Genomic DNA, 23,539 nt, shown 5'->3' with positions numbered 1-23,539 from the left:
GGGCCAGAAGTGCAAGATCGCGGCAGTGCGGTCAGCCCTTCTCGGCGCCGCTGGTCAGGCCCTCGGTGAGCAGCCGTTCGCTGGCGAAGAAGAGGATCACGATGGGCAGGGTGAGGATGACCGAGCCGGCCATCAGCACCGTTTTCGGGACCTCCACGCCGCCGGTGAGCTGGGCGAGGCCGAGCGACACGGTCCACCGGTTGGGCTTGTCGACGAGGAAGAGCAGGGCGAAGAGGAACTCGTTCCAGGCGATCATGAAGTCGTAGAGCGCCACCGCCATGATCGACGGAGCGGCGAGAGGGAGGCTGACCCGCCGGATGATGCCGAGCCGTCCCGCCCCGTCGATGGCGGCGGACTCCTCCAGGCTGACCGGAATGGTCTCGAAGTAGTTCTTCAGCATGTAGACCGAGACCGGCAGCGTCTGCGAGATGTAGACCAGGATCAGCCCGAGCAGCGAGCCGCGCAGCCCGGCCCGGGTGAAGACCACGAACAGCGGGATGGCGATGACGATCGACGGGAACAGGTAGACCGCCAGGAACAGGAAGTGGACCTGCCGGCGGCCGAAGAACCGCAGCCGGGAGACGGCGTACGCGCCCGGGATCGACACCAGCAGGGTGAGCAGGGTCGCCGCGACCGCGACCAGGCCGCTGTTGCGCATGAACGTGAGGAAGCCCTGGCCGCCGTCCTCGGTGGCCTTCAGGACCTCCGCGTACGTGGTGACGGTCAGCTCGCCCAGGCCCACCACCAGGGAGCCGGGGTCGAGCAGAAGGCGCTCGATGGGGCGTACCGAGAGTACCAGCATGTAGTAGAAGGGGAAGACGGTGACCAGCAGGAACACCGCGATCACGAGCCGGCGCAGCCAGCGCAGGCTCACCGTCTCCACCCGGTCCCGGTCCATCAGTCGGCCCTCCGTCCGCCGAAGAAGCGCAGGTAGACGACGACGAACACGATGAGCACGACGGCCAGCACCACCGCCTGCGCCGCGGCGGCGCCGATGTCGGTGCGCGCGGTCAGGAACTCGTAGACGCGGACGCTGACCACCTCGGTGCCGGCCGCGCCCCCGGTGAGCAGGTAGACGTCGTCGAACTTGTTGAACGTCATGATGAAGCGCAGCACGCCCAGCAGGGCGATCACCGGGAGCAGCTGCGGCAGCAGGATGTGCCGGAACCGCTGGGTCGGGGTGGCACCGTCGACGAGGGCCGCCTCCTCCAGCTCGCCGGGCACCGCCTGGAGCCGGGCGAGCAGGAACAGGAACGCGAAGGGGAAGTACCGCCACGCCTCGAAGGCGATGACGGTGGCCAGCGCGGTCGACTCCTGGGACAGGAACGGGACCGGCGTGTCCCAGCCGAGGAACCGCTGCCCCCAGTTGTTGACGATGCCGAGCTGCGGGTCGAGCATCACCTGCCAGACGAAGGTGACCGCGACCACCGGCGCCACGTACGGCAGCAGCATCGAGGCGCGGACCAGGGTGCGGCCCCGGAACGGCCGGCGGACCACCAGCGCCGCGACGAGGCCGAGCAGGATCGAGCCGGCGGTGCTGCCCAGGCTGTAGACCAGCGTGGTCCAGAGCGTGTCGGCGAACCCGGGGGTGTTGAGCACACGTTCGACGTTGGCGAGGGTGAACTCGCCGAAGAGTCCGGTGCGGCGCAGCGTGGCCAGACGTACCCGCTGGAAGGCCAGGACCACCGTCCACACGATCGGGATGCCGATCACCGCGACCACGACGAGCAGGGTCGGCGCGACCAGCGCGAGCCCGGCGCGGGACTCGCGCTGCCGGAGCGTGACCGGCCCGCGGCGGCGGGCCGGGACCGGCCGCTCCCGGGTGGGGGAGCGGCCGGTGTCCGGTGTCGCGGTGGTCAATTGACTCCCGCCTTGATCGCCTCCACGTCCTTCTGCGCCCGTCCGGCCGCGGCGGCGGCGTCGGACTTCCCGGAGACGACGTCGGCCAGCGCCTTCGGCACCGGCAGCTCCCCGAGGATGGCGCCGACCAGCTTGCCCTGGCCCTGGGTGAGACCCCACCGTTGGAAGGTGTCCGGGCTGCGGCGCAGGTTGGCGAGCACCTCCTCGCCGTAGACCTCGGCGAGCGGCTTCTTCGCGTCGACCCCGGCCTGGCTGGTGTTCCAGGCGGTGAGGAACTTCTCCGGCTCCTGCGCGGTGCCCTTGCGTACCGGGAAGCGTCCCTCCGGGGACATCCCGAACCAGCGCGGGTAGGCGTCGTCCAGCAGGTACGCCACGAAGGACTTCGCCGAGTCGGCGGCGGCGCCGTCGAGCACGGCCCAGGAGCTGATCTCGCCGTACTGGGCCGGCTCGGCGCCGTTGGGGCCCTTGATGGCGGTGACGAAGCCGCTGTTCTTCGCGAGGAACGTGGGATCGGCCTGGCACTGCGGGCAGGTGGGCTTGGCGTCGTTCCGCAGGCCGGCCAGCTCGTCGAGGATGAACGGCGACCAGACCAGCATGGCCGCCTTGCCGGCGAAGTAGGTGGCGCGGGTGGTGTCCACGTCCTGCGCGCCCTTGACCGAGTGGTTCCGCATCAGGTCGCCGTAGAAGCGGAACGCCTCCACGCACTCGGGGGTGTTCAGCTTCACCGCGCCGGAGTCGTCGGTGAGCTGGCAGTTGTTGGCCAGCGCGAGGTGCTCGAACGTCTGCTGGGTGAAGACGTCGCCGGGGGCGGTCGCCGCGGTGATGCCGGCGACCCCGCCGGTGTTCAGCTTCGCCGCCGCGGCGGCGATCTTCTCGTACGTGTCGGGGGCCGGCAGGCCGGCGGCGTCGAAGAGGTCCTTGCGGTAGACGAGCAACTGGCCCCAGCCGTCGCTGGGTACGGCGAGCTGCCGACCGTCCTCGGTGGTCAGTTCGATCGCTCGGGGCGAGAACGTCTGCCGGCCCAGCGCGTCGACGACCTCCGCGTTCGCCGAGGGGTGCAGGAGTTCGTTGCCGGCGAGGGTGCGTACGCCGGCCAGCGACACCGAACCGACCACATCGGGGAGTTCCCCGGCGGCGGCGCTGGAGGCGATCAGGGAGGGGAACTGGTCCTCGTTGACGGTGACCAGGTCGACGGTGATCCCGGTCTGCTTGGTGAAGTCGGCGATGATCGCCTTGGTGGCGGTGACCCGGGCAGCCACGTCCTCCAGGCTCCACACGGTGATCTTCTTGCTGTCGGTCTCGGACTCGTCGTCGCCGCAGGACAGCAGGCTGGCCGCGGCGAGTGCCATGATCAGGGTGGTGGCGAGTGTCCGCATCGGAGGTGCTGGCATCGGTGGCACTCCTCTCGAAGGGTACATGACGGATTCAACCCCTTCGATTGATCAATGACAAGACATATAACGAAATTTTGCCTACGATGGAACCCAGTGCTACCGGGATGTGACTCATGGTCAACTGGGTTGTCTCTCTGGCGGGGCCGCGACAGATCAGCCTCCAGCCCTGCCCCCCGGATCCGCTCGGTCCCGGTCAGGTGCGCGTCCGCACCTGTTACTCCGGCATCTCCGCCGGCACCGAGCTCACCCTCTACCGTGGCAGCAATCCGCGCCTGAGCAAGGACTGGGACGACGTCACGCGCATGTTCGTCCCCCGGCAGGCCGCCGTGCCGTACCCGCTCGTGGGCTTCGGCTACGAGGAGGTCGGCGAGATCGTCGAGCTGGCGCCCGACGTGGTCGGGCGGCAGCGCGGGCAGGTCGTCTGGGGCATCTGGGGGCACCGCGCCGAGGCGGTCGTGCCCGCCGACGCGGTGCACCCGCTCCCCGCCGGCGTCGACCCGCTGGCCGCGGTCTTCGCCCGCCCCGGCGCGATCGCCCTGACCGCGGTGCTCGCCGGCGACCTGCACCTCGGCGACTGGGTGGGGGTCTTCGGGCAGGGCGTCATCGGTCTGCTCGCCACCCGGCTCGCGGTGCTCTCCGGCGCGCGGGTGGTGGCCGTCGACCAGGTGCCCGCCCGACTCGCGCACGCCACCCGCCTCGGCGCCCGACTGGCCGTCGACGCGACGACCGAATCGGCCGCGGCGGTTCTCCGCAAGGCCACCGACGGCCGCGGCGCGGACGTCTGCCTGGAGCTGTCCGGGGCGTACCCGGCGCTGCACGAGGCCATCCGCGCCACCACCCACGCCGGCCGCGTCGTGGCCGCCGGCTTCTACCAGGGGCAGGCCGACGCGCTCGGCCTGGGGGAGGAGTTCCACCACAACCGCATCCAGCTGGTGGCGGCCCAGGTCTCCGGGCCGACCCCGGCGCCCGGCATGGCCGGCCGGTGGACCGGTGCGCGCGTCACCCAGACGTTCATGGACCTGGTGGCCGAGGGCAGCGTCGATCCGCTGCCGCTGGTGAGCCACGTCGTCGACGCGAGCGCGGTGGCCGACGCGCTCGCGCTGCTCGACCGCGGTGACGGTGACGTCCTCCAAGTAGTTCTGAGGTTCTGACCATGGCGATCCCACTGGCCTGTCAGGAGCAGCTCCTGCCGGGCGATGACCTCATCCGCAAGTACGCGCTCGCGACCGCACTCGGCTACCACGGCATCGAGCTGCGCGGGCGCGGCGACCTCGCCTTCGTACGCCGGCTGCCCGAGCTGCGCCGGGCCCGCGCGGCCGGCGTGGTCATGCCCACCGTGTGTGTGGAGATGGACCACTTCATCGGCGACTTCGACCCCGCGCGGTCCCGCGACGCCGTCCGCAACCTCCGCTCGCAGCTGTCGGTCATCGCGGAGCTCGGCGGTGTCGGGGCGATGACGCCGGCCGCGTGGGGGATGTTCTCCCGCCGGCTGCCGCCGTTCGAGCCGCCCCGGTCCCCGGCCGGCGACCGGCAGGTGCTCCTCGACGCCCTGGGCGAGCTGGGCGAGCACGCCCGGGCCGAGGGGGTCACCCTCTTCCTTGAGCCGCTCAACCGGTACGAGGACCACATGGTCAACCGGCTCGACGAGGCCGTCGCCCTCTGCGCGGCCGTCGGGCTGCCCTCGGTACGCGTGGTCGCCGACACCTTCCACATGAACATCGAGGAGGACGACGTCCACGCGGCGCTGCGCGCCGCCGCGCCGTACCTCGGGCACGTGCAGGTCAGCGACTCCAACCGGTTCCAGCCCGGCGCCGGCCACCTGGACTGGCGGGCGCTGGTGCGGACCCTGCTCGACATCGGCTACCCCGGCTGGCTGGCGCTGGAGTGCCGGCTGCGCGGCGACCCGGTCCGCGCGCTGCAACAGGCCGCGACCGTGCTGCGGCTCGCCGAGCCGAAGCGGGCGGCGGCGTGAGCGCCGGCACGCCGGGCGGCGTGGCCCCGGGGCCCGGCGCGGTGCGGGACGACGCGCCGGCGGGACCGGTCGCCGCCGACCCGGCCGGCCTCCGGGCGCTCGCCGTGGCCACACTCGACGGCAACTGGGAGCACGACCACACCGTGCCGTCGCGCACCCTCTACCCGCACCAATGGAGTTGGGACTCGGCGTTCATCGCGATCGGCTGGGCCCACGTCCGTCCCGCCCGCGCCTGGCGGGAGCTGGCCAGCCTGTTCCGGGCCCAGTGGGCCGACGGCCGGGTGCCGCACATCGTGTTCAACCCGTCCCTGCGCGTCGGGGCGTACTTCCCCGGGCCGGAGTTCTGGGCCTCGGCGCTCGCCGAGGGCGCGCCGGCCGCCGCCACCTCCGGTCTGATCCAACCGCCGGTGCACGCGCTGGCCGCCTGGCTCGCGTACCGGCGGGACCGGTCGGAGGCGGCGCGGGCGGCGCTGGCCCGGCTGTACCCACGGCTGGTGGCGCAGCAGCGGTACCTCGCCACGTGCCGGGACGTCGGCGGCGGTGACCTGGCCTGCATCGTGCACCCGTGGGAGTCCGGTCTGGACAACAGTCCCGCCTGGGACGCCCCGATGGCGGCGGTACGCGCCGACGCGGCCGTCATGCGCGCATACCGCCGGCACGACACCGTGCACGCCGACGCCGCGCACCGCCCCACGGACCTGGACTACGCGCGCTACGTCGCGATCGTCGCGTCCTACCGGGCGCTGCGGTACCGCGACGACGACCTCGCCGACCGGCACCCGTTCCTGGTGGAGTGTCCGCTGCTCAACGCGGCGATGGGCGGCGCGGAGCAGGCCCTGGCGCGGATCGCGGCGGTCGTCGGCGCCGACCCCGGCCCCCACCGGGACCGCGCGGCCGCGATCACCGAGGCCCTCGTCCGCCGGCTGTACGACCCGACCACCGGCCTCTTCCACCCTCGTGACCTCCGCACCGGCCGACTGGTCCCGGCGCGGACGGCCCTCGGCCTGATGCCGCTGGGCCTGCCCGACCTGCCGGCCCGGACGGCGGCGAGCGTCATCGCCGAGGCGTGCTCGGCCCGGTTCGGGCTCGCGCCCCGCATGGAACGGCCGCTGCCCAGCCACGACCGCACCGCACCGGACTTCGAGCCGCTGCGGTACTGGCGTGGCCCGAGCTGGCTGAACCTCGCCTGGCTGCTGCACCGGGGGCTGCGCGCGCACGGACGGCCCGACCTGGCCGCCGGGCTGCGCCGGTCGATGATCGGGTTGGTGGCGCGGTCGGGCTGCCACGAGTACTTCCACCCGGACACCGGCGCCGGCCTCGGCTCGCCGGCGTTCGGCTGGACCGCCGCCCTCCTGCTCGACGTCCTGGCCGATCCGTGAGGGCCGCCCGAGCCGGCACCGCCGCAGCCACAAGCGCGGGGGCTCGGCGCGGCCGGTCCGGTCACGGGCGCCGGAGCTGACGCGGCGCCGGTCCGTTTGCGCGGTCGCGCGGCGGGTAAGCGCGCGCCGTGCGGTTTCCCCTGTTCGTCGACGCGGTGTCCCGCCGCGGCGGCCTACCCACCGACCAGGCCGCCACCGTCGCCCGCGCGGTGCTGCAGACCATGGTGGAACGCATGACCGGCGGGGAGGCCGCCGACCTGGCGGGGCACCTGCCGGACGACGCGGGCGACTACCTCGCCGAGCCGGGCACGGCCCCCGCCGACGGCCGGCCGCCGGCCATCGGCCCGGTGGAGTTCCTGCGCCGGGTGGGGGAGCGGGCCGGGGTGGACGACGAGACCGCCCGGATCGGCACGGCGGCCGTCTTCGCCACCCTGCGCGAGGCCGTGACGGTCGACGAGTTCCGCGCGATGGTGGCCCAGCTTCCCCGCGACTTTGACGGCATGACCCAGCCGATCCCGCGCCCGCCGGACCGGTGACCGGCGGCCCGGGTCCGCCGGCGCCACCGCTCCCCGCCACCGGCTACCAGGCGTCCGGCGGGTCGGCCGCGTCGGCCTCGGGCAGGTCCTCCGGTTCGGCTACCCAGGCGGAGAAGACCGGCAGGCCGTGCCACGGGCCGGGCCTGCCGGACCGCTCGTCCGTCGCGACGGCCACCACCGCGTACGGGTGGCCGAAGCGCAGCTCGGCGGTGCGCCGTACCTGCTCCGGCGGCAGGGCGACCGCCATGGCGAACCCGGTGACCGCGGCGGCCTCGAAGCCGTAGCGGCCGTACCGGGCGGCGGCGGCCTGAGCCGCCTCGACGTCGAGGTCGGGCCTGGCCAGGAGCCCGCGGAAGGCCTCCGCTGCCGCCGGGAAACCGAGCGCCGGTGCGGTCAGGCCGTGGTGGCTCTCGGCCGACCAGCAGGGGAGCACCGCTTCGAGGCGCTCGTCCCGGGCCGCGAACGTGCGTACCGTCTCCTCCCGCAGCGTCCACAGCGGAGCCTCGCCCAGCGGGATGTCGTACAGCGAGCGCCGGCCGGCCGGCTCGTCCCCGTCGAGCGCGTGGGCGGCCTGCTCGTGGGCGGCGGCGAGCACGTCACCGCGCGGTACGTCGGCCGGCCCGGCCACCGAGACCACCAACAGCCCCGGCCCGCCCTCGGTCGCGGGCCGGGCGGGCGCGGCGTGCACGATCACGTCCCCGGCCCGGCCGGTCGCCGCGATCCACGCCCGGTGGCCGTACGAGGGGGTACGCAACACCCGCCGCAGCCGGCCGGCCCAGGCGCTGCCCCGGCCGAGCGCCTCCACTCCGGTCACCTGGAACGGCTCCGCCCAGGACACCCGCGTGGCGAGCGCGCTGGCCAGCACGAGCAGCACGGCCGGCCGGACCTCCAGCGGGAACCGTTCGATCAGGCCGAGGCTGTGCTCGCGCGCCCAGGCGTCGAGGGTGGCCTGGTCGGGCAGGGGGCCGGTCTGCGTCGACGATGGCAGGGCCGCCCGCCAGGACGCCAGCCCGGGCGAGTCGACCCCGCTGGCCTGCCAGAGGCCGGTCGCGGCGCCGACCAGGGGGTGCGGGTCGGCCAGCAGCGCGCGGGCGGCACCGGCCGCGGCGTCCGCGTCGGTGCCGAGCGCCTCCGCGAGGTCGGCCCGGGCGGTGCCGGTGGCGGCCGGCGCGACCAGGGCGAGCAGCAGCCAGGCGCCCAGCGGGGAGGCCACGTGGTGGCTTCCGCCGAGGACGTTGTGCAGCCGTTCGGCGTACCGGGCCACGCAGGCGGGGATGTCGGTCATCGCTCCACTGTGCCCGGGGACGGCGGTCCCGTCACGACCAGAGCTCGAACGGTTCGTCGATCCGCTCCCCGGCCAGAAAAGCGGGGAGCAGGTCGGGCAGCCGTCCCGGGTAGAAGCGCCCGTCGCCGGTCGTCACGTCGGCCACCCGCCACCACCGGAAGCCGAAGTAGTCCTCCCGCTCGTACGCGAGCCGGTGCGTCTCGTCGACGTCCGGGCCGGGTACGGCGAGCCGGACCGGGACGACCACCTCGTCCTGGAGGTGCCGGCGGTGGCGGTGCAGGAAGCTGGCCCGCCGTCGCCAGGTCGGCGCCCCGACCAGGGCGGGGTCGACCACGATGCCGGTCTCCTCCCGCAGCTCCCGGGCGGCCGTGTCGAGGTACGTCTCGCCGGGGTCCATCCCGCCGCCCGGCAGCTCCCACCACGTGCCGAGCCGCGGGTGCTCCGGGTCGCGGGTGTGGAACAGCAGCACCCGTCCGTCGACGTCGAGCACCACCAGCCGTACCGCGCGCCGCTCGACGACCGGATAGTCGTCCGGCAGCCCGTTCACGACGCGGTTCCCAACGGGGAGATCAGGTGCACGGCGACGGGCATGGCCCGATCCTGGCCGGTGCCGGCGTGATCGTCCAGCTCGGTGCGCCGGTGTTCCCTCGGCCGTGGCACGGGACGGGCAGGCGTTAGGCTGCCGGCCGTGGCAGGTCTTCTCCGCAGTGTGGCCGCGCGCCTCGGCACCGTCATCCCGACCCCGCGACGCCCGGGCCCCGCCCCGGCCCAGGTCGCGCGCCGGCGCCAGGTCGCCGCGCTGCAACGTCGCCAGCTCGCGTACGCCCCGGAGCTGGACGGGCACGCCGACCCGGGGGAGATCGTCTGGACCTGGGTGCCGTACGAGGACGACCCCCGCCAGGGCAAGGACCGGCCGGTGCTGGTGGTGGGCCGGCACAGCCGGACGTTGTTCGGGCTGATGCTCTCCAGCCAGGACGAGCGCGACGGGCAGCGGCACTGGCTGGCACTCGGGGCGGGCGGCTGGGACCGGTCCAGCCGTCGGAGCTGGGTGCGCCTGGACCGGGTGCTGACCATGCGCGAGGACAGCATCCGCCGCGAGGGGGCCGTGCTCGACCGGGAACGCTTCGACCGGGTGGCCCGGGCGCTGCGCGCCGGCTACGGCTGGCGGTAGGGCGTCCACCAGCGGAGGTCGTACCGCTGCCTGCCGGCGCCGTCGGTCAGCGGTCGGCCGCGCCCGCGCTGTCGAGCTGGCGGCGCGGGCGGGCGGACGCGACGCTCTTCGCCCGGTACATCGCCGCGTCGGCCTGGTCCAGCGCCTCGGTCAGCTGGCCCGGACCGGTGACCGGCGCCAGGCCGACCGAGGCCGTCACCCGGATGGTCAGCCCGCGCAGGGGGATCGGCGCGGCGAGGACATCGCGGAGTCGCCGGGTGGCGTGCTCGATCCACCGTCGGTCCACGCCCGGCGTGGTCAGCAGCCCGGCGAACTCGTCGCCGCCGAGCCGGGCCACCGGGTCGCCCCCGGCGAAGGCGGCGAACCGCTGGGCGACGCTGACCAGCACCTGGTCGCCGGCGGCGTGCCCGTACCGGTCGTTGATCTGCTTGAAGTCGTCGAGGTCGAGGACGACGGCGATGACGGGCCGGCCGGCCGCCCCGGTCAGCACCGCGGCGGCCAGCCGGTAGAAGGCGCGCCGGTTGGGCAGGCCGGTCAGCGGGTCGTGGCTCGCCGCGTGGCGCTCGGCGGCGAGTTCGGCCTGCAGCACGCTGAGCTCGGCTTCGGCCCGGACCGCCCGGCGGTGCAGCTGCCAGGACGAGACGAGGGCCCCCGCGGCGCAGATGCCGGACGCGAGGGTCAACGGATCCGGCACGAGCCCTCCCGTCACGCTGACGCCCCGGCCCGGCCGGCGGTCACCGACACCCTTGTTTTCCTGGTGGCAGCCCAGGTTGAGGTGACTGTCCGTGAGCGGATCGGCACCGCACACGTCGGTTATCATGCTCGCTGTCCAATGCAGATGCAATAGCAGATGCACGTGCAGGAAGCCCCTCCGTCCATTCGCGACGCCTCCACCGGTCCCGGTGCGAGCGGGTGCGTGAAGAGAAAGACGCACATGCAGCAGCCACCGAACGGCGTTCCCACCAACCAGTTGCCGCCGCTGCGGTGGCAGAAGAGCCGACGCAGCAACCCCAGCGGCAACTGCGTCGAGCTGGCCGAGCTGCCCGGCGGGGCGGGCATCGCGGTCCGCAACTCCCGGCACCCCGACGGGCCCGCTCTCATCTACACAGTGGACGAGATCGCGGCCTTCGTGCTCGGCGCCCGCGACGGCGACTTCGACCACCTGATCCGCTGACCGGCCGTCCCGTGACCGGGCCCGATTCGCCTCGCCGGAGGCATTCACCTCACTGACCGTCCATGGCATGCTTACACCCCGGTCGGGTTCGGCTGCCCGACGGGCATGGTGGCGTGCGGAGGGTCGGCAGTGGCGATGGTTCCCGCCGAGGGCGGTCCGGCGACCGGCCCCACCGTCCTGCGCATGCTGCTCGGCGCCCAGCTGCGCCGGCTGCGCGAGTCCAGCGGGGTGACCCGCGAGGGCGCCGGCTGGGAGATCCGCGCCTCGGAGTCGAAGATCAGCCGGATGGAGCTGGGGCGGGTCGGCTTCAAGGAGCGGGACGTCGCCGACCTGCTCACGCTCTACGGGGTCACCGAGCCGCAGGAGCGGGAGGCGCTGCTCAAGCTCGCCCGGGACGCGAACAGCCCCGGCTGGTGGCACCGGTACGGCGACGTGCTGCCGTCGTGGTTCCAGGCGTACCTGGGGTTGGAGGCCGCCGCGTCCCTGATCCGGACGTACGAGGTCCAGTTCGTGCCCGGCCTGTTGCAGACGCCGGCGTACGCGCGGGCCGTGGTGCTCCTCGGCCACGGGCGGGCCACGCCGGCGGAGATCGACCGGCGCGTCGGGCTGCGCATGCAGCGGCAGCGCCTGCTGCGCCGGGAGAACCCGCCCCAGCTGTGGGCCGTCGTGGACGAGGCGGCGTTGCGCCGGCCGATCGGCGGCCCGGAGGTGATGCGCGACCAGGTGACGGCACTGATCGAGGCGACCAAGGCGCCGAACGTCCGGCTCCAGATCATGCCGTTCGCCGCGGGTGGGCACGCCGCCGCCGGTGGCGCGTTCACGATCCTGCGGTTCGGTGAGGCCGACCTGCCGGACGTCGTGTACATCGAACAACTCACCACCGCGCTCTACCTGGACAAACGGGACGACCTCGAGAACTACGCGATGGCGATGGAACGGCTCTGCGAGGAGGCCGAGCCACCGCAGCGCACGCCCGAGATCCTCGGCCGGATCCTGGACGACCCGTACGCGCGGTGACCCCGCCGGGGCCGTGTTTCGCGGCCACCGGGAGTTGGCGCTTCAGGCATGATCCGGTCACCACGGCCGGTACCGGGCGTGGTCTCTGCGTAGTCGGTGGTCGTGCCGACCGTCGAACAGGCAGACTGGAGACCTATGTCGCCGTTCACGCCCAGCCTCCGCCTGCACGACCGGTACGTCCTGCGCGAACGCATCGGCCGCGGCGGGATGTCCGAGGTGTGGCGCGCCGACGACGAGGTGCTGCACCGGCCGGTGGCGGTGAAGGCCCTCGCCGGCGAGCTGGCCACCGATCCGCAGCTGCGGGCCACCATCCAGCGCGAGGCCCGCGCCGCCGCCCGGCTGAGCCACCCGCACGTGACCCAGGTGTACGACTACGGCGAGGCGACCCTCACCGGTGGTGCCGTCGTGCCGTACCTGGTGATGGAGCTGGTGGAGGGGCACAACCTCGCCGACCGGCTGGCCGCCGGCCCGCTGCCGTGGCCCGAGGCGGTCCGGATGGCCGCGCAGGTGGCCGGGGCGCTCGCCGACGCCCACCGGATCGGCGTCGTGCACCGCGACATCAAACCCGGCAACGTCATGCTCACCGCCACCGGCGCGAAGGTGCTCGACTTCGGCATCGCCGCACTGGCCGGCCCCGACCATCCGCTCGCCGGCCAGACCGGCGAGCTGCTGATGGGGACACCCGCGTACTTCGCCCCGGAGCGGATGCGGCCCGGCCCGCCGGACCCGGCCAGCGACGTGTACGCCCTCGGCGCACTGCTCTACCGCACGCTCACCGGCCGGGCGCCGCTGCGGGTGGACAGCTGGGAGGACGCGGTCGACGTGCACGCCCGTGGCGTCACCGTGCCACCGCCGGCCGTCCCCGGGCTGCCGGCCGACGTCGCGCAGCTCACGCTGGCCTGCCTCGCCGCCGATCCGGCCCGCCGGCCCACCGCCGCGCAGGTCGCCGCCCACCTCCGTGCGACGCGGCCCGCCAGCTCGCCCGCGAACCCACCCACCGCGGTCCTGCCGGCCGTCGCCGCGCCGACGCCCGCCCACGCGCCCACGCTGGTCGACCGTCGCCCGGCCACCCCCGACGGTGCCCGGCCATGGTCGCCCGTGCCGACCCGGGCGCCCGCACGACGGTCGGACCGGCCCGTCGCCGCCCTGGTGGCCGCCGGTCTCGCCCTGGTCGTCGCGACCGTCGCCGTGCTGGTCCTCGGCAACCGGGGTGACCGGGCCCCGACCGCTGGGCCGTCCGTGCCGGTCGAGGCGCCGAGCAGCTCGCCGGCGCCGAGCACCGCCGCCCCGCCGACCACCGTCGGGCCGGCGCCGGTCGGCCTGCGGGAGGTGGCCGCCGAGTTCGCCGCGGTGCTCGCGCTGGCGGTCGCGCAGGGCGACGTCGACCGCAAGACCGCCGAGCAGCTGGGCAAGGACCTCGTCGACCTGAGCCGCCGACCGCGGGACCGGGCCGAGCGGGTCGAGAAGCTGCGCGAGCGCCTCGACGAGGCCGTCCAGGACGGCAAGCTCGACCCCACGGTGGCGTCCCAGCTCGACGCTCTGCTCGCCGACACCGGCAGTGGCCGGGGCGACGGCTGACGGTCGCAGGTCACCTCTCGCGTCCGGTCGGGTGGAGGGCCCGGATCAGCTCCGCCGCCGCGAGCCGGGCGTCGCCCGGCGGGCCCAGGGTGCGGCGCAGGTCGACCGCCTGGTCCAGCAGCGGAAGCGGACCGGTCCGGGCCAGGTACGCGACCAGCAACTCCCGGGCCGGTCGGCACAGCGGTGAGCCACCGTCCGCGGCCACCTCACCGAGAATCACCGCGGACATCGCCACATCCAGGCCGGGCCGGCCCTCCCTCGCGTTGCGCCAGTCGATCACCACCGGACCCGCGGGGGTCAGGATGACGTTCTCCGGATGCAGGTCGAGGTGCAGGATCCGGTCAGCCGGGACGGCCGCCCGGCGCGTCGGCAGCGCGTGCAGGCTGCCGAGCAGGTCGAGCAGGATCCGGGCGGCGGACCAAGCATCCGTCCGGCCGATGACGACGGACTGGGCCAGGGTGGGCCCGACCAGCCGGTCCAGCACCAGATCGGGGCCGGCGGCGTGGTGTACGCGCGGAACCGGGTACCCGAGCCGGTGCAGGTGGGTCATCACCGCCGCCTCCGCGGCGACGTCCCCGCCGGAGCGGTAGCGGCGCAGCACGCGGTCGCCGTCGAGGGCGTACACGTCGGCGTCCCGCCCGGAGGCGAGCGGTCGGCACCCCGACGACAGCGGTGCGTCGTACCCGGATGCGGGCGCCGGCCCGGACCGCCGGCTCATCCCAGGACCGTCCGGGCGATGTCGCCGGTCGCCGCGCCGGCACGCGCCAGCACAGTGCCGTCCGGGGACCAGATCGCCGATCGGCCGGCCGCCTGCGGGTAGCCCTCGCCCGACGAGCCGGCGAAGCTGGCGACGGCCACGTGGACGCGGTGCGCCGTGGCGATCCGACAGGCCCGCTCGTCGGTCACCGCCGCGTCCGGGGCGGCCTCGAGGACGGACGCCGCGTACACCTCGATCCCCGTGTCGGCGGTGCGCCGGGCGTGCTCCGCGACCCCGGTGTCCCGGCAGATCGCCAGGCCCAGCCGCCAGCCGTCCGCATCGAGCACCGCCGGAGCGGCGCCCGGGGAGAAGCGTCGCGGTTCCGTCCCGCCCAACCACATCTTCCGGTACGCCACCCGCACCCCGCCGCCGTCGACGGCCAGCGTCGCGATGTGGTCCCCGGCGACCGGCGCGCCGGCCAGGGCCAGCGCGCCCGTCGCGGCACACGCCTCGACCAGTGGCGCCAGCACCGGATCGGCGGGGTCGAGGACCGGCGCGTCCAGGTGGTAGCCGGTCAGGGACAACTCCGGGAAGACCACGACCCGGGCGTCCGCCGCGCGGACCGCGTCGGCGTGCCGGGCCGCGTTGACCGCGATGTCGTACGGCTCGCACGCCGGTTGGGCGACGGCGATGCGCAGGGGCGTACGCACTGGGCGGCTCCTCTCCCGGAGTTCCGCAGCATAATCGGGGCGCGCCAACGGGGCCGCCCGCTCGGCCGGCTCTCAGGATGGGTTCGTAGCGTGTAGCCCATGTCTGGAACCGCGCACGCCCTGCTCGCCGTCGGCACCGCCACCGGCGAGGCCGCACCACCCCAGGACGGCCTCGTCGGGTACGTCACCGGCCTGGTGGAACGGCTCGGAGGGCCCGGCGCGGGTCTGGCCGTCGCCCTGGAGAACCTCTTCCCGCCCATCCCCAGCGAGGTGATCCTGCCGCTCGCCGGGTTCGTCGCCGGGCAGGGGCGGATGAGCCTGGTCAGCGCGATCTTCTGGACGACGCTCGGCTCGCTGCTCGGCGCCCTGGCGTTGTACTACATCGGGGCGGCGCTCGGGCGGGAGCGGATGCGGGCCATCGCCGCCCGGCTGCCGCTGGTGAAGCTGAGCGACGTGGACCGCACCGAGGAGTGGTTCCTCCGGCACGGCGTGAAGGCGGTGTTCTTCGGGCGGATGATCCCGATCTTCCGCAGCATGATCTCCATCCCGGCGGGCGTGGAACGGATGCCGGTGCTGACCTTCGTCCTCTACACCACGCTGGGCAGCCTCATCTGGAACACCACGTTCGTCATGGCCGGTTACCTGCTCGGGGACAACTGGCATCTCGTCGAGGGGTACGCCGGCATCCTCCAGAACATCGTCATCGTCGCCTGCGCGGTGGGGCTCGTGTGGTTCGTCGTCACGCGGGTGCGCCGGTCGCGGACGGCCGGGGGCGTGCTGCCGAACGGCCCTGACGACGAGTTCCCGTCGTCCGTTCCGCCCGCTGACGGCGTACCCGACCCGTACGGCCGGGGCACGCTGTACCGGAGCGCGTGGTCGCAGGGGCGGGACGTCGGGTAGGCGGCTTCGTTTGTGGTTGCGGTTGGGGCTGACGGCTCGGCCCCGGCATCCGCGCCGATCCTTCCAAGATCCCGATGTGCCGTCTGCGCTGTCTGGCGCGGATGCCCGGATTCGGTGTCGTGTGCTGGGCTGCTTGTCCGGTTTGGAGGTGTGATCGGCGGCATCCCGGAGGTGGAATCGTGGCGGGGGCGGGGTCGTTACATCACCTGGACGATCGAGCAGGACCGCCGCCCTGAGCGGGTGGGGTGCGGGCCCCGGGCCGGCCGGAATGATGGCGGGCCGGCGGTCGTTACATCTGGACCCGGCACCACGAGGGCCCCCGGCCCGGGTCGCCGATCCGATCACCACCCCACCCCCCTGGGCCTGGTGATCATCCCCCAACTGTCTTTTGAGCGCCGGACGGTGCTTGCGTCACCACACCCCTGATTTCCCCCTGTGCGGGTGGGTGGCGTCTTTCCCCCGAATGGAGCTTTGACCATGAACACGATCATTCGTAAGAGCGTTCTCGGTATCGCCGGTCTGGCCTTCGCCGGTGGCATGTTCGCCGGCCCGGCCACGGCCGCCCCGTCGGTCGAGTCGAAGCCGGTCGCGGTCACCGTCCTCGCGGACAAGGTGGACAAGGGCACGCTGATCCCGCACGGTGTGCAGGGCGAGCAGTCGCGCATCGACCTGGACGACGAGCAGATCAAGAACGTGAAGGCGATCATCGCCGCGACGAAGAAGGCCGGCATGGACGAGCGGGCCGCGGTGGTGGCGATCGCGACGGCGTTGCAGGAGTCGAAGTTGGTGAACCTGGGTCATCTGGGTGAGCGCAACGACCACGACTCGCAGGGCCTGTTCCAGCAGCGTCCCTCCAGCGGGTGGGGCACGGTGGAGCAGATCACCGACCCCGAATACAGCACGATGGCGTTCCTGAAGGGTCTCAAGCAGGTCGACGGCTGGCAGGACATGCCGCTGACCAAGGCCGCCCAGACCGTGCAGGTCTCGGCCTACCCCTTCCACTACGCCCAGTGGGAGACCCAGGCCGCCGACCTCGTCGCCAAGTACTGGAACAACTGACCCCCGAGCACCGAACGCAGGCTTTCCTCACAGGGGGAAACAGGCCGTTGGCCGGTACCCGAACCCGGGGTGCCGGCCAACGGCATCTGCACGTCTGCACACACCGGTTGATCGACTCGGCTTCCTGCATGTCGGGGTATCACCGACGCTCGGACACCCCGACATCAAGGACGTCGAGTCGATCAAGAGGTGTGGGTGCCGGGCCCCACCCCAACCACCGCAACCAAGGACGAAACCGGAACGCACCGACGAACCCCAGCCCCGCCCACGGACCAACCCCAGCCCACCCACGGACGAAACCCGGACCAGCGCCCCCTGCCGTCAGCGGCGTAGGTCACCGCAGTCGGTGGAGCCAGCGACGCTGCCAGGGTGTCTCCACGGCGCGGGGTCGGTAGTGGGTGCGTACCCAGGACACCGCCTCCCGGGACGGCAGCCCGTCGAGGATCGCCAGCGCCGCCAGGGCGGTGCCGGTACGGCCGGTGCCGCCCCGGCACGCCACCTCGACCCGCTCGCCGTCGTGGGCACGGCGCAGCGCCTCGCCGAGGGCGTCGAGCGCGTCGGTGCGGTCGACCGGTACCCAGAAGTCCGGCCAGCGGATCCGCCGGTGCGGCCAGGCCGGCGCCGGCCCGGGGGCCAGCAGCAACGCGAAGTCGGCCGGCGAGGCCGGGTCGGCGAGGCGGCGCCCGCGTACGGGGACTCCGCTCGGGAGGACGACCACCCCTGGCAGCCCTGTCCAGTCGTCGCGCTCACTCACACCGGCCATCATGCCGGTCGACGGCACGCCGGTGGCAGCACCACCGCCGGACGGCGCGAAGCCCTCCGGCCTGTGGCCCTCGTCATGCGGATGGTTCACCGGGCGTCGACGGGGTATCGGGTGCGCCTCGCCGAGACTCGAAGCAGGCAGGTGCACCATGGCTCCACCCCGTCCGACCGTCCCCCGTCGGGGCGCCCACCGCGCCGCCGCACGTTCCGTTTCCCTGCTTGTGCGGGCCGTGGCGGTGCTGGCGGTTCTCGTCGTGCTCGCCACGCTCTTCCTGGACGTGCTGCTGATCGCGGTCGGGCTGCTCACCCCGGCCGTCGCGGCCGTCGTCCGGCTCCGGCGCTGGCTGGGGCGGCTCGCGGCGCAACCCGCCCGCGCCGCGCCGGCCGCCGGTCACTGACGCCCGCCCAAACGACTTCGCCGGTGTCCCGCCGAAGTCGGGCGAGTGCGCGCCGGCGCCGCGCCGCAGCCCTCGAGAAAGCGGCGGGCGGTGGCCGGACGCGGGCGCGTCCGGCCACCGCGGTCATCGGCCGACGTACTCGCGCAGGTGGCGGGCGGTGAGCGTGTCCCCGTGCGCGACCAGGTCGGCGGGGGTGCCGGTGAAGACGATCCGCCCGCCGTCGTGGCCCGCGCCCGGCCCGAGGTCGATCAGCCAGTCGGCGTGCGCCATCACAGCCTGGTGGTGCTCGATGACGATGACCGTGTTGCCGGCGTCGACGAGGCGGTCGAGCAGGGCGAGGAGTTGGTCCACGTCGGCCAGGTGCAGGCCGGTGGTCGGTTCGTCGAGGACGTACGTGCTGGTCTTCTCGGCCGTGTGGATGGCCAGCTTGAGCCGCTGCCGTTCGCCGCCGGAGAGGGTGGTGAGCGGCTGGCCCAGCGTGACGTAGGTCAGCCCGACGTCGGCGAGCCGGTCGAGGATGACCCGGGCGGGGCCGCTCGGGAAGAACTCCCGCGCCTCGCTGACCGACATCGCGAGCACCTCGCTGATGTTCTTGCCGCGCAGCCGGTAGGTGAGCACCTCGTCGGTGAACCGGCGGCCCTCGCACCGCTCGCAGACCGAGGCGACGCCGGCCATCATGGCCAGGTCCGTGTAGACGAGGCCGATGCCCTTGCAGGTCGGGCAGGCGCCCTCGGAGTTGGCGCTGAACAGCGCGGCCTTCACGCCGTTCGCCTTCGCGAAGGCGGTACGCACCGGGTCGAGCAGGCCGGTGTACGTGGCCGGGTTGCTGCGCCGCGAGCCCCGGATGGGGGACTGGTCGACGATGACCACCCCGTCGTGGCGGTGCAGGGAGCCGTGGATGAGGGAACTCTTGCCCGAGCCGGCCACGCCGGTGACCACGGTCAGCACGCCGAGCGGGACGTCCACGCTCACGTCGCGCAGGTTGTGCAGGTCGGCGTTGCGGATCGCCAGGTGCCCGGTGGGCGTACGGACCTGGTCGCGCAGCCGTGCCCGGTGGTCGAGGTGCCGCCCGGTGAGCGTGTCGGAGCGGCGCAGGTTGGCGACGTCGCCGGTGTAGCAGATCCGGCCGCCGGCCGTACCGGCGCCGGGACCGAGGTCGACGACGTGGTCGGCGATCGCGATGGTCTCCGGCTTGTGCTCGACCACCAGCACCGTGTTGCCCTTGTCGCGCAGCCGCCGCAGCAGGTCGTTCATGCGGGCGATGTCGTGCGGGTGCAGGCCGACGGTGGGCTCGTCGAAGACGTACGTGACGTCGGAGAGCGGTGAGCCGAGGTGCCGGACCATCTTCACCCGCTGCGCCTCGCCGCCGGAGAGGGTGGCCGACTCGCGGTCCAGGCTGAGGTAGCCCAGACCGATCTCGACGAGGGAGTCGAGCAGGTCGCGCAGGTTGCCGACGAGCGGGGCCACCGCCGGGTCGTCGATGCCCCGGACGAACTCGGCCAGGTCGCTGATCTGCATGGCGGCGCACTCGGCGATGTTGCGCCCGGCGATCCGGGAGGAGAGCGCGGCGGCGTTCAGCCGGGTGCCGCCGCAGTCGGCGCAGGTCGTGAAGGTGACCGCCCGGTCGACGAACGCCCGGATGTGCGGCTGCATCGACTCGCGGTCCTTGGCGAGGTAGAGCCGCCGGACCTTGACGATCAGCCCCTCGTACGTCCAGTTGTTGCTGCCGACCTTGATCTTCGTGGCCGGTTTGTGGAGGAGGTCCTGCCACTGCTGCGGCGTGTAGTCCTGGAGCTTGGTGTCCGGGTCGAACAGCCCGGAGTTGACGATGGTCTGCCAGTACCACGTGTCGACGCCGAAGTTCGGGACGGTGATCGCGCCGTCGTTGAGCGACCTCTCCACGTCGACGAGTTCGTTGACGTCGAGGTCGGAGACCCGGCCCAGCCCTTCGCAGGCCGGGCACATGCCCTCGGCCAGGTTGAAGCTGAACGCGCCCGCCCCGCCGACGTGCGGCTGGCCGAGTCGGCTGAAGACGATGCGCAGCATCGCGTACGCGTCGGTGGCCGTGCCGACCGTCGAGCGGGAGTTGACGCCCATCCGCTCCTGGTCGACGACGATCGCCGGGGTGAGGTTGCGCAGGGAGTCCACGTCGGGCCGGGACAGGCTCGGCATGAACGACTGGAGGAACGCGCTGTAGGTCTCGTTGATCAGCCGCTGTGACTCGGCGGCGATGGTGCCGAAGACGAGCGAGGACTTGCCGGAACCGGAGACCCCGGTGAAGACGGTCAGCCGGCGCTTCGGGATGTCGACCGAGACGGAGACGAGGTTGTTCTCCCGCGCTCCGCGTACCTCGATCATGTCGTGGCTGTCGGCGGCGGACCGGTCTGGCTGCTGCATGCGAACCCTTCACGTGAATCGTGGGCAGGGCGAAGCCCCGCCGGGTGTGCGTCTTCTGGCCTGGCCGCCTTCAATCGTCTCATTGAAGCTCCTGTAGAGACTTTTCGCGCGCCCACCAGCCCACCACCGCCGGAGAGCGCCGGCAAAGTCTCAAACGACGTGGAAGCGGTAGGGTCGGTGTCGTGAGGACAGCGCGCCGGCTCCGGGCCGTGGATGTCGCCGCGACGGCCGGCATCTCCACGCAGCAGGTTCGCAACTACGTCGCCGACGGGGTGCTCCCGCCGGTCGAGCGCACGCCGACCGGGTACCGGATCTTCACCGAGGCGCACGTGCGGGCCCTCGCCGTGGCGCGGCGGATGGCCGAGGGGCACGGCTGGGCGCGTACCCGGGAGGTCATGACCGCGGTCCACCGGGGCGACCTGCCGGCGGCGCTGGCGGCGCTCGACGGCGGCCACGCCGAGCTGGACCGGGAGCGGGCGGAGATCCGGCGGGTGCTCGGCGCGTTCGAGACCGTGGTGTCCGCCCCGGCCGTCCCGGCGCCGCGGGACGGCGCGCGGATCGGCGGGGTGGCGCGGCTGGTCGGCGTCCGCACCTCCCAGCTGCGGCTGTGGGAGGAGCGCGGCCTGCTGCGGCCGGTGCGCGACCGGGCGACCGGCTACCGGGTGTACGACGCGGCCGAGCTGCGCGCCGCGCAGGTGGTCGCGCTGCTGCGGCGCGGGGCGTACCCGTTCGACATCATCACCGCCGTGCTGGACGAGCTGCGTACCACCGGCAGCGCCGCCCGCGTGCGCGCCGAGCTGGGGCGCCGCGAGCAGGATCTGCACCGCCGCAGCCTGCGGCGGCTGCGGGCGACCGCGGCGCTGCACGACTACCTGCGCGAGCGCGGCGAGACCGGCCCGGTCTGACCGGCGTCCGGCCTCGCTCTAGCGCAGTACGAGCAGGTCCAGGTGGTCGACGACCGGCCCGGGGGTGTGCGGCGCGGCGGCGCGCAGCCGGGCCATGCCCGCCTCGTACGCGTCGTCGCTGATCAGCCGCAGCGGGGTGTGCGCCCGCCGGTCGAGACGCTGTGCGAAGTCCGCGAGGGACGCGGCGGTGGTCTGGGCGACCGCCTCGACGCTGCTGACCGGGAAGCCGGCCGCGGCGAACGCGGCGCGGACGCGGGCCAGGTCGGGGTACGTCTCCAGCACCCGGATGGCCTCCGGGAACCAGTGGAAGAGGCCGATCCGCTGGTGCCGCCCGGGGAAGGGGGAGCGGATGAGCACCGGCGCGCCCGGTCGCAGCACCCGGCGCAGCTCGTGGGCCGCCGCGTCGAGGTCGGGAACGTGGTGCAGCATCGTGGACAGCCAGGCGGCGTCCACGCTGGAGTCGCGCAGCGGCAACGCCCCGGCGTCCCCGGCGAGCAGCGGCCGGTGCTCGGCGTACGCGCGCATCGCCGACGCGGGCTCCACGCCCACCACCTGGATGCCGAACCACCCGGTGAAGGCGCGCGCCCAGGCCCCGGTGCCGCAGCCCAGGTCGAGCAGGCTCGTGGTGGCCCGGGGCCGCAGGTGCTGCTGCACGGCGTGGCGCCAGCGGTCGAGGCTGGCCGGGGGCAGCTCCCGGGCGGCCGCGAAGGCCGCCGCCTCGGCGTCGTCGTAGGAGACCAGAGCCACGTCCATCACCTCGCCACCGTCGCCGGGAGGTCCGGGCGATCGTTGCTGAGGTTCTAGTCGGACGGTGACCCCGTGGGCAACACCTTGTGATGTACCCCCCGAAACGTTGACGGCCGGGCGAGTGCCGCCCGGCCGTCACGACGGGACGGGTCAGGCGAGGTCGACGCCCGGGTACAGCGGGAAGCCCGCCAGCAGCTCGGTGGCCTGCTTGCTGACCTTGTCGGCGATCGCCGGGTCGAGGACGTACTTCGCCTTCGACGGGGTGCCGTCGGCGTTCGCGCCCGGGGTGGTCTGGCTGAGCACGGCGTGGATCAGCTCGGCGGTGGCGTCCATCTCCGCCGTGCCCAGGCCCCGCGTGGTCAGGGCCGGCGTGCCGATCCGGATGCCCGACGTGTACCAGGCGCCGTTCGGGTCCTGCGGGACGGAGTTGCGGTTGGTGACGATGCCGGAGTCGAGCAGTGCCTGCTCGGCCTGCCGGCCGGTGAGGCCGTACGAGGTGACGTCGATGAGCACCAGGTGGTTGTCGGTGCCGCCGGTGACCAGCTTGGCGCCGCGCCGCAGCAGCCCGTCGGCGAGGGCCTGCGCGTTGGCGACGATTCGCTGCGCGTAGGCGGCGAAATCGGGGCGGCGGGCCTCGGCCAGGGCGACCGCCTTGGCGGCCATCACGTGCGGCAGCGGGCCGCCGAGCACCATCGGGCAGCCCCGGTCGACCTGCTCGGCCAGCTCCGGCTGGCACAGCACCAGGCCGCCGCGGGGGCCGCGCAACGACTTGTGCGTGGTGGTGGTGACGATGTGCGCGTGCGGCACCGGGTCGAAGTCGCCGGTGAAGACCTTGCCGGCGACCAGGCCGGCGAAGTGCGCCATGTCGACCATGAAGGTGGCGCCGACCGAGTCGGCGATCTCCCGCATGATCCGGAAGTTGACCTTCCGGGGGTACGCCGAGTAGCCGGCGACCAGGATGAGCGGCTTGAACTCGCGGGCCGCCTCGGCGACCTTGTCGTAGTCGACCAGGCCGGTCTCCGGGTCGGTGCCGTAGCTGCGCTGGTCGAACATCTTGCCGGAGATGTTCGGCCGGAAGCCGTGGGTGAGGTGGCCGCCGGCGTCCAGCGACATGCCGAGCATCCGCTGGTTGCCCAGCTCGCGGCGCAGCGCGAACCAGTCGGCCTCGGTGAGGTCGTTGACGTGCCGGGCCTGGGCGCGCTTGAGCGCCGGCGACTCGACCCGGTCGGCCAGGATCGCCCAGAAGGCGACCAGGTTGGCGTCGATGCCCGAGTGCGGCTGCACGTACGCGTGGGACGCCCCGAACAGCTCCCGGGCGTGCTCGGCGGCGAGCGCCTCCACGGTGTCGACGTTCTGGCAGCCGGCGTAGAAGCGGCGGCCGACCGTGCCCTCGGCGTACTTGTCGCTGAACCAGTTGCCCATGGCCAGCAGGGTGGCCGGGGAGGCGTAGTTCTCGCTGGCGATGAGCTTGAGCGACTCGCGCTGGTCGGCCAGCTCGGCGCGGATGGCGTCGGCCACGCGCGGCTCGACGCCGGCGATCACTTCGAGCGCGCTGCGGAAGGCGGTGGACTCGGCGTTCAGCGACATGCGACCTCCTG

Annotated in this window: 24 protein-coding genes; 12 read left to right on the top strand and 12 right to left on the bottom strand. The window is 73.6% G+C overall.

The window, feature by feature from the left end; all coding sequences use genetic code 11:
- Window positions 1-31: 31 nt before the first annotated feature.
- The 3 genes from HCJ94_RS21515 to HCJ94_RS21505 are packed head-to-tail and all read right to left on the bottom strand — an operon-like array spanning window position 32 to window position 3,251.
- On the bottom strand, window positions 32-898 hold the full coding sequence (locus HCJ94_RS21515; protein ID WP_168002841.1) for a carbohydrate ABC transporter permease: 867 nt from the start codon (window positions 896-898) through the stop codon (window positions 32-34).
- Window positions 898-1,860, bottom strand: a complete 963-nt coding sequence (locus tag HCJ94_RS21510; protein ID WP_168002840.1) for a carbohydrate ABC transporter permease — start codon at window positions 1,858-1,860, stop codon at window positions 898-900. The genes HCJ94_RS21515 and HCJ94_RS21510 overlap by 1 nt, the downstream gene beginning before the upstream one ends.
- Entirely contained in the window at window positions 1,857-3,251 is a 1,395-nt protein-coding gene (locus HCJ94_RS21505; RefSeq protein WP_168002839.1) for an ABC transporter substrate-binding protein, read from the bottom strand. Before HCJ94_RS21505 ends, HCJ94_RS21510 begins: the two co-directional genes overlap by 4 nt.
- A gap of 116 nt (window positions 3,252-3,367) precedes the next feature.
- Here HCJ94_RS21505 and HCJ94_RS21500 point away from each other — a divergent pair, with 116 nt between their 5' ends.
- From HCJ94_RS21500 to HCJ94_RS21485, 4 genes are all read left to right on the top strand, one after another.
- The gene (locus tag HCJ94_RS21500) at window positions 3,368-4,405 is read left to right on the top strand and encodes a zinc-binding dehydrogenase (protein WP_168002838.1); all 1,038 of its coding nucleotides are present in this window, start codon (window positions 3,368-3,370) and stop codon (window positions 4,403-4,405) included.
- Between the two features lie 2 nt (window positions 4,406-4,407).
- A complete protein-coding gene (locus tag HCJ94_RS21495) occupies window positions 4,408-5,226 on the top strand; it encodes a sugar phosphate isomerase/epimerase family protein (protein ID WP_168002837.1) in 819 nt (272 codons plus the stop codon).
- 41 nt (window positions 5,227-5,267) lie between these two features.
- Entirely contained in the window at window positions 5,268-6,605 is a 1,338-nt protein-coding gene (locus HCJ94_RS21490) for an MGH1-like glycoside hydrolase domain-containing protein (RefSeq protein ID WP_168002891.1), read from the top strand.
- A gap of 128 nt (window positions 6,606-6,733) precedes the next feature.
- Entirely contained in the window at window positions 6,734-7,141 is a 408-nt protein-coding gene (locus HCJ94_RS21485) for a DUF2267 domain-containing protein (RefSeq protein WP_168002836.1), read from the top strand.
- A 43-nt stretch (window positions 7,142-7,184) separates the two neighbouring features.
- Here HCJ94_RS21485 and HCJ94_RS21480 read toward each other — a convergent pair whose 3' ends face one another.
- Both HCJ94_RS21480 and HCJ94_RS21475 read right to left on the bottom strand, forming a co-directional pair.
- Window positions 7,185-8,426 carry a hypothetical protein gene (locus tag HCJ94_RS21480; RefSeq protein WP_168002835.1) on the bottom strand — a complete coding sequence of 414 codons (1,242 nt, stop codon included), beginning with the start codon at window positions 8,424-8,426 and terminating at the stop codon, window positions 7,185-7,187.
- A gap of 31 nt (window positions 8,427-8,457) precedes the next feature.
- The gene (locus HCJ94_RS21475; protein ID WP_168002834.1) at window positions 8,458-8,973 is read right to left on the bottom strand and encodes an NUDIX hydrolase; all 516 of its coding nucleotides are present in this window, start codon (window positions 8,971-8,973) and stop codon (window positions 8,458-8,460) included.
- Window positions 8,974-9,114: 141 nt separating this feature from the next.
- On the opposite strand from HCJ94_RS21475, the gene HCJ94_RS21470 reads away from it, so the two are divergent.
- Window positions 9,115-9,597 carry a type II toxin-antitoxin system PemK/MazF family toxin gene (locus tag HCJ94_RS21470; protein WP_168002833.1) on the top strand — a complete coding sequence of 161 codons (483 nt, stop codon included), beginning with the start codon at window positions 9,115-9,117 and terminating at the stop codon, window positions 9,595-9,597.
- 46 nt (window positions 9,598-9,643) lie between these two features.
- On the opposite strand, the gene HCJ94_RS21465 is transcribed toward HCJ94_RS21470, so the two are convergent.
- Window positions 9,644-10,291, bottom strand: coding sequence for a GGDEF domain-containing protein (locus tag HCJ94_RS21465; protein WP_168002890.1), 648 nt, complete (start codon window positions 10,289-10,291; stop codon window positions 9,644-9,646).
- Window positions 10,292-10,531: 240 nt separating this feature from the next.
- Here HCJ94_RS21465 and HCJ94_RS21460 point away from each other — a divergent pair, with 240 nt between their 5' ends.
- The 3 genes from HCJ94_RS21460 to HCJ94_RS21450 all read left to right on the top strand — a co-directional run bounded on the left by HCJ94_RS21460 (window position 10,532) and on the right by HCJ94_RS21450 (window position 13,366).
- Window positions 10,532-10,771: a DUF397 domain-containing protein gene (locus HCJ94_RS21460; protein WP_168002832.1), complete on the top strand. Its 240-nt coding sequence runs from the start codon at window positions 10,532-10,534 to the stop codon at window positions 10,769-10,771.
- 129 nt (window positions 10,772-10,900) lie between these two features.
- A complete protein-coding gene (locus HCJ94_RS21455; RefSeq protein ID WP_168002831.1) occupies window positions 10,901-11,788 on the top strand; it encodes a Sco1979 family transcriptional regulator in 888 nt (295 codons plus the stop codon).
- Between the two features lie 135 nt (window positions 11,789-11,923).
- Complete coding sequence (locus tag HCJ94_RS21450) at window positions 11,924-13,366, top strand: serine/threonine-protein kinase (RefSeq protein ID WP_168002830.1); 1,443 nt, start codon at window positions 11,924-11,926, stop codon at window positions 13,364-13,366.
- A gap of 10 nt (window positions 13,367-13,376) precedes the next feature.
- On the opposite strand, the gene HCJ94_RS21445 is transcribed toward HCJ94_RS21450, so the two are convergent.
- Entirely contained in the window at window positions 13,377-14,084 is a 708-nt protein-coding gene (locus HCJ94_RS21445; protein WP_168002829.1) for a phosphotransferase, read from the bottom strand.
- Entirely contained in the window at window positions 14,081-14,773 is a 693-nt protein-coding gene (locus tag HCJ94_RS21440; protein WP_168002828.1) for a carbon-nitrogen hydrolase family protein, read from the bottom strand. The genes HCJ94_RS21445 and HCJ94_RS21440 overlap by 4 nt, the downstream gene beginning before the upstream one ends.
- Before the next feature lie 99 nt (window positions 14,774-14,872).
- Here HCJ94_RS21440 and HCJ94_RS21435 point away from each other — a divergent pair, with 99 nt between their 5' ends.
- Together HCJ94_RS21435 and HCJ94_RS21430 are read left to right on the top strand one after the other, a co-directional pair.
- Window positions 14,873-15,673, top strand: coding sequence for a DedA family protein (locus HCJ94_RS21435; RefSeq protein ID WP_168002827.1), 801 nt, complete (start codon window positions 14,873-14,875; stop codon window positions 15,671-15,673).
- Between the two features lie 477 nt (window positions 15,674-16,150).
- The gene (locus HCJ94_RS21430) at window positions 16,151-16,732 is read left to right on the top strand and encodes a hypothetical protein (protein WP_168002826.1); all 582 of its coding nucleotides are present in this window, start codon (window positions 16,151-16,153) and stop codon (window positions 16,730-16,732) included.
- Window positions 16,733-17,066: 334 nt separating this feature from the next.
- Here HCJ94_RS21430 and HCJ94_RS21425 read toward each other — a convergent pair whose 3' ends face one another.
- Complete coding sequence (locus HCJ94_RS21425; protein WP_373684388.1) at window positions 17,067-17,486, bottom strand: protein-tyrosine phosphatase family protein; 420 nt, start codon at window positions 17,484-17,486, stop codon at window positions 17,067-17,069.
- 157 nt (window positions 17,487-17,643) lie between these two features.
- Between HCJ94_RS21425 and HCJ94_RS21420 the strand changes: the two genes are divergently transcribed.
- A complete protein-coding gene (locus HCJ94_RS21420; protein ID WP_168002825.1) occupies window positions 17,644-17,892 on the top strand; it encodes a hypothetical protein in 249 nt (82 codons plus the stop codon).
- Between the two features lie 123 nt (window positions 17,893-18,015).
- Here the strand turns inward: HCJ94_RS21420 and HCJ94_RS21415 are convergent, their stop codons facing one another.
- Complete coding sequence (locus HCJ94_RS21415) at window positions 18,016-20,289, bottom strand: ATP-binding cassette domain-containing protein (RefSeq protein WP_168002824.1); 2,274 nt, start codon at window positions 20,287-20,289, stop codon at window positions 18,016-18,018.
- 182 nt (window positions 20,290-20,471) lie between these two features.
- On the opposite strand from HCJ94_RS21415, the gene HCJ94_RS21410 reads away from it, so the two are divergent.
- A complete protein-coding gene (locus tag HCJ94_RS21410; protein WP_168002823.1) occupies window positions 20,472-21,194 on the top strand; it encodes a MerR family transcriptional regulator in 723 nt (240 codons plus the stop codon).
- Window positions 21,195-21,212: 18 nt separating this feature from the next.
- Here HCJ94_RS21410 and HCJ94_RS21405 read toward each other — a convergent pair whose 3' ends face one another.
- Window positions 21,213-21,941, bottom strand: coding sequence for a class I SAM-dependent methyltransferase (locus HCJ94_RS21405; protein ID WP_168002822.1), 729 nt, complete (start codon window positions 21,939-21,941; stop codon window positions 21,213-21,215).
- Between the two features lie 150 nt (window positions 21,942-22,091).
- On the bottom strand, window positions 22,092-23,528 hold the full coding sequence (locus HCJ94_RS21400) for a glycine hydroxymethyltransferase (protein ID WP_168002821.1): 1,437 nt from the start codon (window positions 23,526-23,528) through the stop codon (window positions 22,092-22,094).
- Window positions 23,529-23,539 lie beyond the last annotated feature (11 nt).

The organism is Micromonospora thermarum (genome assembly GCF_012034245.1).
Taxonomy (GTDB): domain Bacteria; phylum Actinomycetota; class Actinomycetes; order Mycobacteriales; family Micromonosporaceae; genus Micromonospora; species Micromonospora thermarum.
This window is presented reverse-complemented; position numbering and strand designations above follow the sequence as displayed.

What these genes read in the sequence shown, in the direction of transcription:
- HCJ94_RS21515 (WP_168002841.1), bottom strand. Translation starts at nt 898, where the DNA reads ATGGACCGGGACCGGGTGGAGACGGTGAGCCTGCGCTGGCTGCGCCGG.
- HCJ94_RS21505 (WP_168002839.1), bottom strand. Translation starts at nt 3,251, where the DNA reads ATGCCAGCACCTCCGATGCGGACACTCGCCACCACCCTGATCATGGCA.
- HCJ94_RS21500 (WP_168002838.1), top strand. Translation starts at nt 3,368, where the DNA reads ATGGTCAACTGGGTTGTCTCTCTGGCGGGGCCGCGACAGATCAGCCTC.
- HCJ94_RS21495 (WP_168002837.1), top strand. Translation starts at nt 4,408, where the DNA reads ATGGCGATCCCACTGGCCTGTCAGGAGCAGCTCCTGCCGGGCGATGAC.
- HCJ94_RS21480 (WP_168002835.1), bottom strand. Translation starts at nt 8,426, where the DNA reads ATGACCGACATCCCCGCCTGCGTGGCCCGGTACGCCGAACGGCTGCAC.
- HCJ94_RS21460 (WP_168002832.1), top strand. Translation starts at nt 10,532, where the DNA reads ATGCAGCAGCCACCGAACGGCGTTCCCACCAACCAGTTGCCGCCGCTG.
- HCJ94_RS21450 (WP_168002830.1), top strand. Translation starts at nt 11,924, where the DNA reads ATGTCGCCGTTCACGCCCAGCCTCCGCCTGCACGACCGGTACGTCCTG.
- HCJ94_RS21445 (WP_168002829.1), bottom strand. Translation starts at nt 14,084, where the DNA reads ATGAGCCGGCGGTCCGGGCCGGCGCCCGCATCCGGGTACGACGCACCG.
- HCJ94_RS21435 (WP_168002827.1), top strand. Translation starts at nt 14,873, where the DNA reads ATGTCTGGAACCGCGCACGCCCTGCTCGCCGTCGGCACCGCCACCGGC.
- HCJ94_RS21430 (WP_168002826.1), top strand. Translation starts at nt 16,151, where the DNA reads ATGAACACGATCATTCGTAAGAGCGTTCTCGGTATCGCCGGTCTGGCC.
- HCJ94_RS21420 (WP_168002825.1), top strand. Translation starts at nt 17,644, where the DNA reads ATGGCTCCACCCCGTCCGACCGTCCCCCGTCGGGGCGCCCACCGCGCC.
- HCJ94_RS21415 (WP_168002824.1), bottom strand. Translation starts at nt 20,289, where the DNA reads ATGCAGCAGCCAGACCGGTCCGCCGCCGACAGCCACGACATGATCGAG.
- HCJ94_RS21400 (WP_168002821.1), bottom strand. Translation starts at nt 23,528, where the DNA reads ATGTCGCTGAACGCCGAGTCCACCGCCTTCCGCAGCGCGCTCGAAGTG.